This is a genomic window from Kitasatospora sp. NPDC059973 (genome assembly GCF_042737525.1).
GTDB lineage: Bacteria > Actinomycetota > Actinomycetes > Streptomycetales > Streptomycetaceae > Kitasatospora.
Window position 1 is genome coordinate 19,555 of the sequence record NZ_JBHWUI010000096.1, and the last position, 15,087, is coordinate 34,641.

12 protein-coding genes are annotated in these 15,087 nt (G+C 75.7%); 8 read left to right on the forward strand and 4 right to left on the reverse strand.

Annotated elements, in window-relative coordinates:
* Window positions 1–19: 19 nt before the first annotated feature.
* Window positions 20–652 (reverse strand): response regulator transcription factor, encoded by a 633-nt coding sequence (locus tag ACFWA9_RS24585; RefSeq protein ID WP_329492323.1) that lies wholly within the window; start codon window positions 650–652, stop codon window positions 20–22.
* A gap of 374 nt (window positions 653–1,026) precedes the next feature.
* Between ACFWA9_RS24585 and ACFWA9_RS24590 the strand changes: the two genes are divergently transcribed.
* Window positions 1,027–3,276, forward strand: a complete 2,250-nt coding sequence (locus ACFWA9_RS24590) for an ATP-binding protein (RefSeq protein WP_380389785.1) — start codon at window positions 1,027–1,029, stop codon at window positions 3,274–3,276.
* 598 nt (window positions 3,277–3,874) lie between these two features.
* Here the strand turns inward: ACFWA9_RS24590 and ACFWA9_RS24595 are convergent.
* From ACFWA9_RS24595 to ACFWA9_RS24605, 3 genes are all read right to left on the reverse strand, one after another.
* On the reverse strand, window positions 3,875–4,282 hold the full coding sequence (locus tag ACFWA9_RS24595; protein ID WP_380389787.1) for a hypothetical protein: 408 nt from the start codon (window positions 4,280–4,282) through the stop codon (window positions 3,875–3,877).
* Window positions 4,279–4,878: a hypothetical protein gene (locus ACFWA9_RS24600; protein WP_380389789.1), complete on the reverse strand. Its 600-nt coding sequence runs from the start codon at window positions 4,876–4,878 to the stop codon at window positions 4,279–4,281. The genes ACFWA9_RS24595 and ACFWA9_RS24600 overlap by 4 nt, the downstream gene beginning before the upstream one ends.
* Window positions 4,879–5,043: 165 nt before the next feature.
* Entirely contained in the window at window positions 5,044–6,129 is a 1,086-nt protein-coding gene (locus ACFWA9_RS24605) for a hypothetical protein (RefSeq protein WP_380389791.1), read from the reverse strand.
* A gap of 462 nt (window positions 6,130–6,591) precedes the next feature.
* On the opposite strand from ACFWA9_RS24605, the gene ACFWA9_RS24610 reads away from it, so the two are divergent.
* The 7 genes from ACFWA9_RS24610 to ACFWA9_RS24640 all read left to right on the forward strand — a co-directional run bounded on the left by ACFWA9_RS24610 (window position 6,592) and on the right by ACFWA9_RS24640 (window position 14,984).
* Window positions 6,592–7,953 carry a phosphoribosyltransferase family protein gene (locus tag ACFWA9_RS24610; protein ID WP_380389793.1) on the forward strand — a complete coding sequence of 454 codons (1,362 nt, stop codon included), beginning with the start codon at window positions 6,592–6,594 and terminating at the stop codon, window positions 7,951–7,953.
* A 292-nt stretch (window positions 7,954–8,245) separates the two neighbouring features.
* Window positions 8,246–9,460: a 4-hydroxyphenylpyruvate dioxygenase gene (hppD, locus tag ACFWA9_RS24615; RefSeq protein WP_329490446.1), complete on the forward strand. Its 1,215-nt coding sequence runs from the start codon at window positions 8,246–8,248 to the stop codon at window positions 9,458–9,460.
* Between the two features lie 69 nt (window positions 9,461–9,529).
* Window positions 9,530–10,729 carry a cupin domain-containing protein gene (locus tag ACFWA9_RS24620; protein ID WP_329490445.1) on the forward strand — a complete coding sequence of 400 codons (1,200 nt, stop codon included), beginning with the start codon at window positions 9,530–9,532 and terminating at the stop codon, window positions 10,727–10,729.
* Complete coding sequence (locus ACFWA9_RS24625) at window positions 10,726–11,577, forward strand: hypothetical protein (RefSeq protein ID WP_352287341.1); 852 nt, start codon at window positions 10,726–10,728, stop codon at window positions 11,575–11,577. The genes ACFWA9_RS24620 and ACFWA9_RS24625 overlap by 4 nt, the downstream gene beginning before the upstream one ends.
* Window positions 11,574–12,794, forward strand: coding sequence for a fumarylacetoacetase (gene fahA / locus ACFWA9_RS24630; RefSeq protein ID WP_380389796.1), 1,221 nt, complete (start codon window positions 11,574–11,576; stop codon window positions 12,792–12,794). The genes ACFWA9_RS24625 and fahA overlap by 4 nt, the downstream gene beginning before the upstream one ends.
* A 176-nt stretch (window positions 12,795–12,970) precedes the next feature.
* On the forward strand, window positions 12,971–14,023 hold the full coding sequence (locus ACFWA9_RS24635; RefSeq protein WP_380389798.1) for an enoyl-CoA hydratase/isomerase family protein: 1,053 nt from the start codon (window positions 12,971–12,973) through the stop codon (window positions 14,021–14,023).
* Between the two features lie 181 nt (window positions 14,024–14,204).
* Window positions 14,205–14,984 carry an enoyl-CoA hydratase gene (locus ACFWA9_RS24640; RefSeq protein WP_329490440.1) on the forward strand — a complete coding sequence of 260 codons (780 nt, stop codon included), beginning with the start codon at window positions 14,205–14,207 and terminating at the stop codon, window positions 14,982–14,984.
* Window positions 14,985–15,087: the final 103 nt, after the last annotated feature.

Genomic DNA, 15,087 nt, shown 5'->3' on the forward strand with positions numbered 1-15,087 from the left:
CGCCCCGGTGCCGGCCGCCTCAGCCGTCGCCGAGGCCCATGTCACGTGCCCGGGCCACCGCCTCGGCCCGGGTGGCGACGTGCAGCTTCTCGAAGATGTGCGTCACGTGGTTGCGGACCGTCTTCTCCGCCACCACCAGCTCCCGGGCGATCCGCCGGTTGTCCAGCCCGCGCGCCACCAGGTCGAGCACCTCCGCCTCGCGCGCGGTGAGCGCGGGGAACAGCTGCCCGGCCTCGCGCAGCCGGGCGCCCGCCAGCAGCGCCGTGATCCGCCCGGCCACGTCCGCGCCGAACACCGCCCCGCCCGCCGCGACCGTCCGCACCGCGTGCAGCACCTCCTCCCGGCCGGCGCCCTTGACCAGGTAGCCGCGCGCGCCCGCCTGGAGCGCGGCGAGCAGGCTGCCGTCGTCGTCCGACATGGTCAGCATCAGCACCGGCGGGGACGGCTGCCGCTCGGCGAGCCGGCGCGCGGCCTCCAGCCCGGAGCCGTCCGGCAGCGAGAGGTCCATCACGACCACGTCCGGGCGGCTGCGGGCGACGGCCGCCGCGACCTCGCCGACCCGCTCCGCCTCGGCCACCACGGCGATCCCCTCGGCGCTCTCCAGCGCCGCCCTCAGGCCCTCCCGGAACAGCGGGTGGTCGTCGACGATCAGGACCCGGACGGAGGAGTCCTCCCGCTCCTCGCCCGAAGGCCCGGGGGCCTCCGGGACCTGCCCGCCGCCCGGGCCGGACGGCGCTCCCGGGGCGCCGGAGCCGTCGCCCGCGCCCGGCGGCGCGGCCCGGGGCCGATCGTCCGGCTGCGGGGCGGGCGGTTCGACGGGGTGCTGTTGGTCCACCTGGCCGACACTACCAGCGATGCGGGAGTGACTTTCTGTGACATGCGCGGATCGCCGTGCGGCGACGGACCACCGTGCCAAGGACGAGACCGCTGCCCCATGCGCCCGGGACGGCGGGCGGTCGAGACTGAAATGGTGCCCGGTGCGCGGCTGCCGCCGGACCTCTCCCGAGCCCGTTGCGAGGCGGTGCCATGATCACGGTGATCCCGACCCGGCCGCGGACTGCCACCGGGCCCTCCGCCCGCCGGACGCCCGCCCAACGGCAGCTCGCCGCCGCAGCGGCCTGCACGGCCCTCTGCCTGGCCGTCGCCACCCTCTGGACCTGCTACGTGCTCGTCCACCTCGGTACGCCTGGGGTCGACCGCCCCCGGGACCAACTCGCCATCCTGCTGTACGCACTGCCCACCGCCGGTGCCGGGATGCTGCTGCACGCCCACCGCCCGGGCAGCCCGCTCGGCTGGGTGATGCTGGTCTACGCCCTGACCTCGATGCTGCCCAGCGCCGCCGGGGCACCCGTCTGGGTGGAACTCTCCGATCCGCGCCTCGCGGGGGCGATGGCGGTGCTGCGGTCGGTCTGCAACACGATCAGCCAGACCCTGTTCTACGTCCTGCCGCTCTGGCTCCCGTACGGACGGCTCACCGACCGCCGGTGGTGGCTCTACATCGGTGCCGTCGCGCTCTGGGAGATCCCGGACGGCCTGTCGTTCCTGGGCCACGCGACCTCGTACGGCCGGCCGAACCCGCTCGCCGACGGCGCGCCCGCCCGGTTCTTCGGCTCGATCGCCGACCACCTGGACAGCCTCTACGAACCGGCGAACTTCCTGTTCGTCGGCTTCGCCGCCGCCGTCCTGCTGGTCCGGCTGCTCCGCCCCTCCCCCCGTCCGGAGCGCGGCCGCGACGGCGCGCCCCGGCCGCAGCACCCGGCCCACCGGGCGCACGTGGCGGGCATGCTGGGCGCCTACCTGCTCTGGGCCGGGCTGGAGGACTACTACAACCGCAGCTTCCAGAACGACTACTGGCTCAGCTACGGGCTGTTCACCGCCGCCGGCGCGGTCTGGGCGGTCGCCGTCGCCCACCTGGTGATCCGCGACGGCGGCTGGCGGCTCGACCGGGCGGCCCGGTCGGTACTGACCGGACTGCTCCTGGCCACCGGGCTGACCACGCTGTTCGTGGTGGGGGCCGCCGTGCTCTCCGGCTGGCTGGTCCCGGGCCGGGGTGCGGCCGGGCTGACGCTGATCGCCCTGGTGTTCGGGCTCGGCGCCGCCCTGCCCCGGGCCGCCCGGTGGGCGGTCGGGGTGATCGACCGGCTCTACTACGGCGACCGCGCCCAGCCCTACCAGGTCCTGCGCACCCTGGCCGGACGGGTCCGGCAGGTGGTGGACCCCGAGCGGCTGCCGGCCGTCCTGTGCGGGACCGTCGCGGAGGAGCTGCGGCTGCCCGGGGTCGCGCTGAGCGTCACCACCCGGGCCGGCCGCCGCCCGCTGGCCGCCGTGGGCCGGACGGACGGACCGGACCAGGCCTTCGCCCTGGTCCACCACGGCACGACGATCGGGGAGTTGACGGTCGGGCTGCGCGAGGGCGAGGAGCGGCTGGAGGCCGGCGACATCGACATCCTGCGCTCGCTCGCCGACCAGGTCTCGCCCGCCGTCGCCTCGCTGCGGTTGCAGGAGGACCTCCAGGCGAGCCGGGCGCAGATCGTCGCGGCGCGGGAGGAGGAGCGGCGCTGGCTGCGCCGGGACATCCACGACGGGCTCGGCCCCGTGCTGGCCGGGCTCCGGCTGCGGGTGGACAACGTCGCCTCGGCGGCGGCCGCCGGGGCCTCCGGGGTTTCCGGGGCCTCCGGGGCCTCCGGGGCCTCCGGGGAGGAGGCTCGGGCCGGGGACACCGGCGGGGAGATGGCGCGGACGCTGACCGGGATCTCGGGCGACCTCGCGCTGGCGATCAAGGAGGTCCGGCGGATCACCGACCGCCTCGGGCCCGCCCCGCTGGGCGAGTTCGGGCTGGCCCGGGCCGTCCAGCACCTCGCGCTCACCTTCAGCGGCGCCGGACTCGCCGTCGACGCCACCGTGACCCCCGACCCCCTGCCGCCCCTGCCGGCCGCCGTCGAGGTGGCCGTCTACCGGATCACCGCCGAGGCGCTGAACAACGTCCTGCGGCACGCCCGCGCCGAACGCGCCGAGGTGGTGGTCCGGGTGGACGACGAGACGCTGACGCTGACCGTGCAGGACGACGGGGTCGGCTACCGGCGGGAGGCGGACGGCGACGCCGGGCCCGAGCCCGCGGACGGCGAGGGGAGCGGGGTCGGGGTCCGGTCGATGGCCGACCGGGCCGCCGAGATCGGCGGCAGCTGCACGGTCGCCCCGCTGCCCCGGGAACACGGGACCCGGGTGCGGGCCGTGCTCCCCCGCTTCCCGTCCAAGGGCGGCGCGGGCACGGCATGAGGAACGGCCGCCGCCCCCGGTGCGGGCTGCACCGGGGGCGGCGACGGGTTCAGGGGGACGGGGACGGACGGCGTCTCAGCCCTTGCAGTCCTTCTCCCCGTTCTTGCACCTGTTCGTGGTCCCACCGCGCTTGGGCGAAGGGCCGGGGGTGGTTGCCGCGCCGTCGACGACGTTCCGACACACGACGGCTGCCGCGGCCAGGCCGACGAGTACGGACGCGACGCAGAACGTCTTCGTTGCCGTGTTCGTTGCCATGGGAGTTCTCCATATCCTTCGACTTCCGACCGGTTCGGGCCGGTCGGCCGTTCTTCCTCCACCCTGCGCGGGCCGCCGCCCCGGGCGCATGGGCCCGCCGTCCCGTTCCGGTCCCACTCCGGGGCTTCGGACGGGACGGCGGACAGGGCGGCGAACGGGGCGGCGGCCCGCGCAGGACCGGACGCGGTACGGCCCCGCGCACGTGGGGCGGCCCCGGCGCGGGCCGGGGCGGGCCGGGGTGCACCTGCGGGCGTGGGGCCGGGACAGCCGTCCGGCCCGGGCGCTCCGGAGCGGAGCACCCGGGCCGGGAGGGCCGGCGGGTTCGGGGCGGGTCAGGGGCGGGTCAGGGGCGGGTACGCCACTCGGTGCGCCGCCGGGCCGGGGCCGGGCGGGCGGTGGCGCGGGGGGCCGCGGCCAGGGTGAGGCAGAGCAGTTCGGCACCCAGCGGTCCGGCCTCCAGCTGGAGCGGGGTGCCCCGGCGGGCCAGCAGGAGGTCGCCGTCGACCGCCAGGTGGTTCGGCTCGCCGGGCGTCTGCCCCACGAGGAGGGAGCCGCGCAGCACATGGAGGGCGACCTCGGTCCCGGCCTGCCCCGGCAGCGTGTGGTGGGCGCCGGGGCTCAGCCGCAGGTGGTCGAAGGACTCGCAGGCACTGGCGAGCATGGAGCGGCGGGCCAGGCAGCGGAGGCGGATCCGTTCGCCGTTCGGACCCAGGATGACGGCGGCGGAGCCTGCGGCGGTGGTGACGATCACCGTGACTCGCCTCCCTTCGGATGTTCGGGGTGCTCGGGGTGCTCGGGATGTTCGGGGTGCTCGGGATGTTCGGGGTGCTCGGGGTGCTGTGCCTGTTCGGGGTGCTGTGGCTGCTCGGGGTGCTCCGGATCGGCGGACCGCCGGGGGCGCGGGGGCCGGTCCGGACGGGCTGTTCCCGGACCGTCAGCTGCGCGGCGGTCCCCGGCGTGGCCGTCGGCGCGCCGCCGTCCGCCGGACGGCCCGGGGGCCTCGGGCCCGGCCGGGCGGCCGGCGACGGCCAGGACGGCCTGGAAGAACTCCAGCCCCGCCGTGCCGGCGGTGAGCACCGTCCGCCCGCCCAGCGGCAAGGTCAGCGCGGTGCCCTCGACCAGCGGGAACCCGGCGTCGGGCGCCTCCTCGGCGTCGTCGGCCGGGCCGGTGGCCGTCCCCGAACCGGCGGTGACGTAGAGGGCGTGCTCGACGCCCTCCGCGATGACCTCGGTCGTGCGGCCCGGGTCGAGCCACCGCAGTCCGACCGCGCGCAGCGGCCCGGTCAGCACGCGGCTGGGGTCGACGGCGCCGCGTCGGCGGAGGTCGGTGATGACGGTGCCCGTCATGGCGGTGACTCCTTCTGGTCGGCGGCGGACCGGTCCGGTCCGCCCTTGCCGTTCCACGGTGTGCCGCCCGTCGTCCCGGTCGCACGGTGACCGTGTCCCGTCCTGCTCCCGCCCGCTGCCCGGGCCCCGCCCGGTCCGGAGGTGCGGCGCACCGGGACCCCGCGCTCAGCCGGTGACCGGCAGGAGCTCCGCGACCCGACCGGACGGCACCCCGACCGGACCGAGCCCCTCCACCGCCGCCCGCACCGGCGCGGCCTCCACCGGCGTGAGCAGCCGGCCGTCCACGCAGGACGGCCGCCCGAGACCGGCGAGCAGCAGCAGGCCGGGCCCGGGAGCGAGGGCCGCGCCGAGCGCGTCGGCGAGGGCCGCCACGTCGGTACCGCCGGGCAGGCCGGTCACCGAGCCGTTGCGGGCGACCAGTTCGCGGTGGGCCCAGGCTCCGTCCGCGTCCAGCAGGCCGACCCGGACCGCGAGGCGGGCGGCGAGCAGGAGTCCCAGGGCCTCGGCGTCGCCGGGCGCGAAGGGGTGGCCGGCCAGGCGGCGAACCAGTGTGCCGAGGCGCCGCCCGTAGCCCAGGGCGAGGGCCGGGCCGGTCTCGAACGGGTCGAAGCAGACCAGGGCGGCCCGGGCGTCCGCGCAGACGGCGAGGAAGCCGGCGACGGTGCGCTCGGAGTAGCTCGCCTCGGGGTCGAGGGCCTCGGCGAGCGCCTCGTACTGCGCCGGGCAGACGGCGAGCACGTGCCGGATCACGCCGATCATGCCCGCCCTGGTCTCCGCGGCGGGCCGGTCGGCCAGCACATCGCCGCGGACCCAGACCAGCGCGGGTGCGGTCCGGTCGGGCAGCTCGCGGGCCTCGGGGGGCGGGCACCGCAGCGCGAGCGCGGGCCCGACGGCAGCCGCCAGGGTGGTCGGCAGCCGCAGGTCGGCCGCGACGGCGCAGGCCCGCTCACCGCCGAGGGCGATCACGACGGTGCGGCCACCGGTGCCCTCGTCCGGGGCAGGCCGGTCCGGCAGCGGCGCGGACCGCAGGTCGATGACGGTGCACGGCCCCTGCGCGGCGGCCATGGCGCGGACCCTGGCGAGGTGGTCCGCGGGTGCCGCGCCGTCGATCACGAGCAGGAACCGATCGGCCCCGAACGCGGCCGTCCGCTCGGCGAGTTCGGCCCAGGAACCGCCGCCCCGGCGCACCGCCAGCGGGATGCCCGCCGGTCCGGCCTGGATCCGGCGGTCGAATACGGTGGTGCCGCCCATCGCGATCCACCTCCCGCTCCTCTGCGACTGCTCCGGCCTCCCGGGTTCTCCGATCTCGACGATGGCCCGCCCGACGCCCCGGGCGCCTGAGCCGCCCTGCCCGTCCCGGCCCGGTCGGCACACGGGACGGGCTGGGGCGGCACCGGGACGGGCCGGGGCAGGACCGGGACAGGCCGGGCGCGGGCAGGACCGGGAAGGGCAGGGCCGCGAAGGGCCGGGCGCGGAACGGGCAGGTCAGGGCGCGCGGGCGCTATGACCGCTCCCAGCTCCGGGCCCGCAGGTAGGGGAGCAGGTAGTGCACCGGATCCCTGCCCAACGTCCCGTCCTTCGTGCCGGTCGCCTCGGGGATCCCGGCCGCCGGGGCGACGGCGTGCGGCAGGGGGCACCCACCGGCCACCGGAGGCGGGAACGGCCCGCCCCCGGCGCCACCCGCCGACGTACGGTGGAACCGGAGGCCGCGTCATGCACCGCACCCGGACCCACTTCACCGACCGCACCGACGCGGGCCGCCGGCTGGCCGCACTGCTCGGCCACCTGCGCGGCCCCGGCACCGTCGTCGTCGCCCTCCCGCGCGGCGGGGTCCCGGTGGCCGCCGAGGTCGCGGCCGCGCTCGGCGCCCCGCTGGACATCTGCGTGATCCGCAAGCTCGGGGTGCCCCGCCAGCCCGAGCTGGGCATGGGCGCGATCGGCGAGGACGGCGTCCGGGTGCTCAACGACGAGGTGATCCGGCTGGTCGGCGTCACGCCCGGGCAGCTCGCCGACGTCGAGCTGCGCGAGCGCGCGGAGCTGGAGCGGCGGGCCCGCCGCTACCGGGGCGGGCGCCCGCCCGAGGAGCTGCGCGGCCGCACCGTGGTCGTGGTGGACGACGGCATCGCCACCGGCTCCACGGCCCGGGCCGCCTGCGTGATCGTCCGGGCCCGGGGGGCGGCCCGGGTGGTGCTGGCCGTTCCGGTGGCGCCCGACGACTGGACGGACCGGCTGGCCGGGATCGCGGACGAGCTGCTTTGCGTCGGCACGCCGTCGCCGTTCTTCGCGATCGGCGAGTTCTACGGCGACTTCTCGCAGACCGGTGACGAGGAGGTGCTGCGCCACCTCGCCGAGGCGCGGGCCGCGCCCGCCCAGGACGGCGCCGGGGCGGCCGGCAGCGGAGCGCCCGGCAGCGGGGTGGACCGTGAGCTGGTCCTGCCGGTCGCGGGTGTCCGGCTGGCCGGCCGGCTGACCGTCCCGGCGGACGCGGCCGGCGTGGTGGTGTTCGCCCACGGCAGCGGGAGCGGCCGGCACAGCCCTCGCAACCGCCGGGTGGCCGCCGCCCTGAACCGGGCCGGCCTGGCCACCCTGCTGTTCGACCTGCTCACCGAGGACGAGGAGCCGGACCGGCGGAAGGTGTTCGACGTCGAGCTGCTCGGGGCCCGGCTGACCGCCGTGGCCGGGCTCCTGCCCGAGCTGCCGGAGGGCCGGGAGCGGGCTCTCCCGCTCGGGCTGTTCGGGGCCAGCACCGGCGCGGCCGCCGCGCTCACGACGGCCGCCGCGCTGGGCGAGGGGGTGCGCGCCGTGGTGTCCCGGGGCGGGCGGCCCGACCTCACCGGTCCCGGCCGGCTGGCCGAGGTCACCGCGCCGACCCTGCTGGTGGTGGGCGGCCTGGACGGCCGGGTGATCGACCTGAACCGGCAGGCGCGGGCGCGGCTGCGCTGCGAGAGTGAACTGGCGGTGGTGCCGCGAGCGGGCCACCTCTTCGAGGAGCCGGGCACGCTCGACCGGGTCGCCGAGCTGGCCCGCGACTGGTTCCTCCGGTACCTGCCGGCCGGGCCGCCGGCCACCCCGTGAGCGACCCCACCGACCCGAACCGAACCCCCCGGAACAGCCCCGACCGGCCCGACCGGCCCCGATCGACCGCCGTACAGACCTCTCGCGAACCACCCCGGACGACCAGGCATTTTGTGCAGCCGGACCGGCCATTTCCTGACCAGCTTGTACACATTGAACAGTGAAATCCCGACCTGTTGCCCAACCACCCCGACAGGAGCAAGCTCTCCGCTCAGCCGCACCACCCACCCAGCGGTGCGGCCGCCTCAAGCGGATGCCTCAATGCCGAGGCCTCAATGTGGAGGAACGACCGATGACCCCGCAGTCCCACGCCCTTGAGCTGACCCCCGAGGAACGCGAGGCCGGTCTCGACGCCGAGCAGCTCCGCCGCCTCGTCGGCCTCGTCGAGCACGACCCCGCCACGGACCCGTTCCCTGTCACCGCACAGGACGCCATCGTGTTCGTGGTGGGCAACGCCACCCAGACGGCCCACTTCTACCAGTCCGTCTTCGGCATGGAGCTGGTCGCCTACTCCGGCCCGGAGACCGGCCGCCGCGACCGCAAGGCCTTCGTGCTGCGCTCCGGCTCCTGCCGCTTCGTGATCAAGGGCGGTGTCGCCCCGGACAGCCCGCTGCTGGACCACCACCGCCGGCACGGCGACGGCGTCGTCGACCTGGCCCTGGAGGTGCCGGACGTCGACAAGTGCATCGCGCACGCCCGCGCCCAGGGCGCCACCGTGCTGGAGGAGCCGAACGACGTCTCCGACGAGAACGGCACCGTGCGCCGCGCCGCCATCGCCACCTACGGCGAGACCCGGCACACCCTGATCGACCGCTCCCGCTACCACGGCCCCTACCTGCCGGGCTTCGTGGCCGCCGAGACCAGGGTGGCCCGCACCGCCGGCCACCCGAAGCGGCTCTTCCAGGCCCTGGACCACGCGGTGGGCAACGTCGAGCTCGGCCGGATGGACGAGTGGGTCGGCTTCTACAACCGCGTCATGGGCTTCGTGAACATGGCCGAGTTCGTCGGCGACGACATCGCCACCGAGTACTCCGCGCTGATGTCCAAGGTCGTCGCCAGCGGCAACCACCGGGTGAAGTTCCCGCTCAACGAGCCGGCCATCGCCAAGAAGAAGTCGCAGATCGACGAGTACCTGGAGTTCTACGGCGGCCCCGGCTGCCAGCACCTGGCGCTCGCCACCAACGACATCCTCTCCACCGTCGACATCCTGCGCGCCAACGGCGTGGAGTTCCTCTCCACCCCCGACTCGTACTACGACGACCCGGAGCTGCGCGCCCGGATCGGCAAGGTCCGGGTCGAGGTCGAGGAGCTGAAGAAGCGCGGCATCCTGGTCGACCGCGACGAGGACGGCTACCTGCTGCAGATCTTCACCAAGCCGCAGGGCGACCGCCCGACCGTGTTCTTCGAGTTCATCGAGCGGCATGGCTCGCTCGGCTTCGGGAAGGGCAACTTCAAGGCGCTCTTCGAATCCCTGGAGCGCGAGCAGGACCGCCGCGGCAACCTCTGATCAGCACCCCCGATCGGAGCGAGAACGGCGAACGGGCCAGTCGGCGAACGGGCCAGGAGGAGCAGGACGATGGCGTACTACCGGCAGCTGGGCAGCATCCCGCCCAAGCGGCACACCCAGCACCGCACCCCCGAAGGCGGGCTGTACTACGAGGAGTTGATGGGCGAGGAGGGGTTCTCCTCGGACTCCTCGCTGCTCTACCACCGGGGCATCCCCTCGGCCGTCGTGGACGCCGTGCCGTGGGAGCTGCCGGACCAGTCGACGGTGCCCAACCACCCCCTGCTCCCCCGGCACCTCAAGCTGCACGAGCTGTTCGCGGGCCAGGAGTGGAAGTCCGCCGACGTGGTGGGCGGCCGCCGGCTCGTCCTCGGCAACGGCGACGTGCGGATCTCGTACGTCGCCGCCGGGGCCCCCAGCGAGCTGTACCGCAACGCGCTCGGCGACGAGTGCGTGTACGTGGAGTCCGGCAGCGGCACGGTCGAGACGGTCTTCGGCACGCTGGAGGTCGGCCAGGGCGACTACGTGGTCATCCCCCGGGCGACCACGCACCGCTGGGTGCCGGCCGGCGACGAGCCGCTGCGCGCCTACTGCATCGAGGCGAACAGCCACATCTCCCCGGTGAAGCGCTACCTCTCCAAGTACGGCCAGCTGCTGGAGCACGCGCCGTACTGCGAGCGGGACCTGCGCGGTCCGGCCGGCCCGCTGCTCGTCGAGGGCACGGACGTCGACGTGCTGGTCAAGCACCGCGGCCCGAACGGCGTCGCGGGCACCCGGTACACCGTGCCGCACCACCCGTTCGACGTGGTCGGCTGGGACGGCTGCCTGTACCCGTACGTCCTCAACGTGCGGGACTACGAGCCGATCACCGGCCGGATCCACCAGCCGCCGCCCGCGCACCAGGTGTTCGAGGGCAACGGCTTCGTGATCTGCAACTTCGTGCCCCGCAAGGTGGACTACCACCCGCTCTCGATCCCCGTCCCCTACTACCACTCCAACGTGGACAGCGACGAGGTGATGTTCTACTGCGGCGGCGACTACGCGGCCCGCAAGGGCTCGGGCATCGCCCAGGGCTCGATCTCGCTGCACCCCGGCGGCCACACCCACGGCCCGCAGCCGGGGGCGTACGAGCGCAGCATCGGCGCGGAGTTCTTCGACGAGCTCGCGGTGATGGTGGACACCTTCCGGCCACTGGAGCTGGGCGAGGGCGGCCGGGCCTCCGAGGACGGCAACTACGCGTGGACCTGGGCCGGTCGGGGGCCCGCGCGATGAGCGCGATCCCCGAGCTGTTCCGGGACCTCTTCGACGACGCGGCCGTGTTCCCGCCCGGGAACCTGCCGCTCGCCGACGCGGTGCCGGCCCACCGGGCGCACCGCAGCGCCTGGTACGCCGCCGCGGTCGGCCCGCTGCTCTGCGGGGCGGGCCGGCTCGGCGAGCTGGCGGCCGCCGCGGACCCGGCCCGGCACACCGGGCCGCTGCGGGTCGGGCTCGTACTGCCGGGGGGCAGTGCGGAGCTCGGCCCGGCCCTGGAGGCCGCCGCGCCGTTCGAGGTGGCCGGCGTCGAGCTGGCCACCCGGGACGCCGGCGAGGCGGTCGCCGCGCTGGACCTGCTGCTGCCGCCGGACGTCCCGGCCGCCGTGGAGCTGCCGCGCGAACTGCTGCGCGGCGACGCGCTGGGCGACGCCCTGGACGTCCTGGTCGACAGCCCGTACCGGGCGAAGTTCCGCACCGGCGGGGTGGTGGCCGGCGCCTTCCCCGACGAGGAGGAGCTGGCCCGCTTCCTCACCGGCTGCGCGCAGCGCGGCCTGCCGTACAAGTGCACCGCCGGGCTGCACCACGCCGTCCGGCACACCGATCCGGTCACCGGCTTCGAGCACCACGGCTTCCTGAACGTCCTGCTGGCCGCACAGGAGACCGACCGGTCGGCCGCCGCCGAGGTGCTGGCCGAGCGCTCCGGCGCCGTGCTGGCCAAGGCGGTCGGCGAACTGACCGACCGTCAGGTTACGGTGATCAGGAACTCGTTCACCGCGTTCGGCACCTGCAGTGTCGCCGAACCCCTGGACGACCTGGCCGGGCTCGGCCTGCTGTCGCCCAGTCCCATGCCCCAGGAGGACCGTTGAGCACCCCCCGCAGCTGGCTCGCCAGCGCCCAGGACTCGCCGTTCGGCGTGCACAACCTGCCGTACGGCGTCTTCACCGCCGCCGACCGGCCGGGCCGGCGGCGGATCGGCGTACGCGTCGGGGAGTTCGTCCTCGACGCCGGGGCCGCCGCCCGCGCGGCCGGGGAGCCGTCCGTCCTGCTGGACGCCGAGAGCCTCAATCCGCTGCTGGGCGCGGGGCGTCCGATCTGGACCGAGGTGCGCGCGGCGCTGACCCGCTGGCTCACCGACGAGTCCCACCGGGCGGCGCTCTCGCCGCTGCTGCTGCCCCTGGCCGAGGTGGAGCTGCACCTGCCGTTCGAGGTCGCCGACTACGTCGACTTCTACGCCTCCGAGCACCACGCCACCAATCTGGGCCGGATCTTCCGCCCCGGCTCGGAGCCGCTCACCCCCAACTGGAAGCACCTGCCGATCGGTTACCACGGCCGGGCCGGCACGGTGGTGGTCTCGGGGACGGAGGTGGTCCGGCCGCACGGGCAGCGCAAGGCCCCGGCCGACCCGGCGCCGTCCTTCGGACCGACCCGCCGGCTGGACATCGAGGCGGAGGTCGGCTTCGTGGTCGGCACGCCGTCCGCGCTCGGCACGCCCGTCCCGCTGGACGCCTTCCGCGAGCACGTGTTCGGCGTCTGCCTGGTCAACGACTGGTCCGCGCGCGACATCCAGGCCTGGGAGTACGTGCCGCTCGGCCCCTTCCTCGGCAAGTCCTTCGGCACCTCGATCTCGCCGTGGATCGTGCCGCTGGACGCCCTGGAGCACGCCCGGGTCGCCCCGCCCGCCCGGGACGTCGAGCCGCTGCCCTACCTGGACGACCGCGGCGGCGAGCCGTGGGGCCTGGACCTCGCGATGGAGGTCCGGCTGAACGGGCACCCGGTCTCCCACCCGCCGTTCGCCTCGATGTACTGGACCGCCGCGCAGCAGCTCGCCCATCTGACGGCCAACGGCGCCTCGCTGCGCACCGGGGACTTCTTCGCCTCGGGCACCGTCAGCGGTCCCGAGCCGCGGACCCGGGGCGCCCTGATCGAGCTGACCTGGAACGGCGAGGAGCCGCTGAAGCTCCCGGACGGCACCGTCCGGACCTTCCTGGAGGACGGCGACGAGGTCGTCATCACCGCCACCGCCCCGGGGCGCGACGGCGCCGTGGTCGGCTTCGGCGAGGTGACCGGCCGGGTCGTGCCGTAACCCCACCGCGGCCGGCACCACGGCCGCCGGAACGCCCAGGAGGCGGCGCCGGACACCCGGCGCCGCCTCCGGCACGCAGCGCCGCGTCCCCGGCCGCCGGGGCGGCCACCCGCCGGGGGTACGGTGACGGCGGAGTTCTCCACGACGGACAGCGACGACGAACGGGAGCGGGCCCGATGAGCGCAGAGGTACAGGCCTACCGGGACGGCGGCGTCGGGCGGATCGTGCTCGACCGGCCGAGGGCGATCAACTCCCTGACCCACGACATGATCCGGGCCGTGCGGGCCGCCCTGGACGGCTGGGCGGCGGACGACGCGGTGCGCGCCGTGGTGCTGACCGGCGCCGGTGAGCGCGGCCTCTGCGCGGGGGCGGACATCCGGGCCCTGCACGACGACGCCAAGGCGGGCGGCGCCGGCGCCCGGGCGTTCTTCCGCGACGAGTACCGGCTGAACGCGCTGATCGCCCGCTACCCGAAGCCGTACCTGGCGGTGATGGACGGCATCACCATGGGCGGCGGGGTCGGCCTCTCCGCCCACGGCGCCGTGCGGATCGTCACCGAGCGGTCCGTCGTGGCGATGCCGGAGACCAGGATCGGCCTCGTCCCGGACGTCGGCGGCAGCCTGCTGCTGGCCCGCGCCCCGGGCGAGTCGGGCCTCCACCTCGGGCTCACCTCGGGCTCGATGGGCCCCGGCGACGCCCTGTACTGCGGCTTCGCCGACCACTTCGTGCCCACCGCGCGGATCCCCGCGCTGCTCGCCGCCCTGGCGGGCAGCGCCGGGTTGACCGGCGCCGGCCTCACCGCCGCCGTGGCCGCCCACGCCGCCCCGGCACCGCCCGCCGCCCTGGCCGACCGGCGGCAGTGGATCGACGCCTGCTACGCGGCCGACACCGTCGAGGAGATCGTCGAGCGGCTGCTCGGCTGCGGCGTCCCGGAGGCCAAGGAGGCCGCCGAACAGCTGCTCGGCAACGCCCCCACCGCCGTCAAGGTCACCCTGGCCGCGCTGCGCCGGGCCCGCACGCTGCCCTCCCTGGAGGCGGTGCTCGACCAGGAGTACCGGATCTCCTGCCACGCGCTGACCACGCCGGACCTCGTCGAGGGCATCCGCGCCCAGGTGGTCGACAAGGACCGTGCCCCGCGCTGGTCCCCGGCCGAGCCGGCCGGGGTCACCGCGGCCGAGGTCGACCGCTTCTTCGCCCCGCGCGAGGGCGACGAACTCGGCCTGGCCTGACCGCCGTCGGACCGGCCGGGGCGGCGGACCGGCCCCGGCCGGAGCCGACCCGCCGGACGCCGGAACCCGTGACCACCGTCTCGCATGGCAAGACTGGCGCGAGGCGGGGCCCGTCGTAGATCGTTGGGTGGTCAGGACGCACCCGGTGTGGTGCCGAGCAGCGGAATGGGAGTCAACGGCGATGACCGAGACCTACGAGACGATCCTGGTCGAGCGCAAGGGGCGGGTCGGGCTGATCACGCTCAACCGGCCGAAGGCGCTGAACGCGCTCAACACCCAGCTGATGAACGAGGTGGTCGCGGCCGCCACCGCGTTCGACCGGGACCCGGAGATCGGCGCCATGGTGATCACCGGCTCGGAGAAGGCCTTCGCGGCCGGCGCCGACATCAAGGAGATGCAGGGCAACGCGTTCCCCGACGTCTACCTGGACGACTGGCTGGGCCCGTGGGACCGGCTCGGCGAGCTGCGCAAGCCGGTCGTCGCGGCGGTGGCCGGCTTCGCCCTCGGCGGCGGCTGCGAGCTGGCGATGCTCTGTGACATCCTGCTGGCCGCCGACACCGCGAAGTTCGGCCAGCCGGAGATCAAGCTCGGGGTCATCCCGGGGATCGGCGGCTCGCAGCGGCTGACCCGCGCGGTCGGCAAGGCCAAGGCGATGGAACTCTGCCTGACCGGCCGGATGATGGGTGCCGAGGAGGCCGAGCGGGCCGGCCTGGTCTCCCGGATCGTCCCGGCCGGCGAGCTGCTCGCCGAGGCGCTGGCCACCGCGGAGACGGTCGCGCAGATGTCCACCCCCGCCGCGATCATGATGAAGGAGAGCGTCAACCGGGCGTTCGAGACCACCCTGGCCGAGGGCGTCCGCTTCGAGCGCCGGCTGTTCCACGCGACCTTCGCCACCGCGGACCAGAAGGAGGGCATGGCGGCCTTCGCCGAGAAGCGCCCGCCGGAGTTCACCCACCGCTGATCCGGCACGGGCGGGGGCGGCGGCCGGGGGGCGGGCGCCGCCCCCCCCCCGGCGGCCGGGCGAGGGGCCCACCCCCGGGCGGGTTTTCAAAAAAACGAGCCCA

What these genes read in the sequence shown, in the direction of transcription:
- ACFWA9_RS24605 (WP_380389791.1), bottom strand. Translation starts at nt 6,129, where the DNA reads ATGGGCGGCACCACCGTATTCGACCGCCGGATCCAGGCCGGACCGGCG.
- ACFWA9_RS24620 (WP_329490445.1), top strand. Translation starts at nt 9,530, where the DNA reads ATGGCGTACTACCGGCAGCTGGGCAGCATCCCGCCCAAGCGGCACACC.
- hppD (WP_329490446.1), top strand. Translation starts at nt 8,246, where the DNA reads ATGACCCCGCAGTCCCACGCCCTTGAGCTGACCCCCGAGGAACGCGAG.
- ACFWA9_RS24640 (WP_329490440.1), top strand. Translation starts at nt 14,205, where the DNA reads ATGACCGAGACCTACGAGACGATCCTGGTCGAGCGCAAGGGGCGGGTC.
- ACFWA9_RS24590 (WP_380389785.1), top strand. Translation starts at nt 1,027, where the DNA reads ATGATCACGGTGATCCCGACCCGGCCGCGGACTGCCACCGGGCCCTCC.
- ACFWA9_RS24625 (WP_352287341.1), top strand. Translation starts at nt 10,726, where the DNA reads ATGAGCGCGATCCCCGAGCTGTTCCGGGACCTCTTCGACGACGCGGCC.
- ACFWA9_RS24635 (WP_380389798.1), top strand. Translation starts at nt 12,971, where the DNA reads ATGAGCGCAGAGGTACAGGCCTACCGGGACGGCGGCGTCGGGCGGATC.
- ACFWA9_RS24600 (WP_380389789.1), bottom strand. Translation starts at nt 4,878, where the DNA reads ATGACGGGCACCGTCATCACCGACCTCCGCCGACGCGGCGCCGTCGAC.
- ACFWA9_RS24610 (WP_380389793.1), top strand. Translation starts at nt 6,592, where the DNA reads ATGCACCGCACCCGGACCCACTTCACCGACCGCACCGACGCGGGCCGC.